Source organism: Rhizobium ecuadorense (assembly GCF_001187535.1).
GTDB lineage: Bacteria > Pseudomonadota > Alphaproteobacteria > Rhizobiales > Rhizobiaceae > Rhizobium > Rhizobium ecuadorense.
The window spans coordinates 1-244 of sequence record NZ_LFIO01001308.1; the positions used below are offsets into that span (position 1 = coordinate 1).

Annotated in this window: 1 protein-coding gene; it reads left to right on the top strand. The window is 57.8% G+C overall.

Annotated features, from left to right (window positions below):
- Positions 1-29 precede the first annotated feature (29 nt).
- On the top strand, positions 30-244 hold a 215-nt coding region (locus AF337_RS28810; protein ID WP_152971221.1), incomplete at its 3' end, for a PAS domain-containing protein.

Consider the following 244-nt stretch of genomic DNA (forward strand, 5'->3'; position numbering starts at 1 on the left):
CAAACGCGCCAGATCTGAAGCAGGGCCGGATGATGTCACACTCGTTTGAATCCATTCTGGAGAGCCTGCCTCAGGGCATTGTTCTGCTTGATCCTGCCGGTACGGTGACGGCTTTCAATTCACGCACGCTTGATATTCTCGGCCTTCCGCAAGGAGCCATTCGCAAAGGCATGAATATCGACGGATTGCCGGGCACTGCAGACTGCCGTGCGGTGGCGTCTCGGCGATCGATGGTCGGTGGACG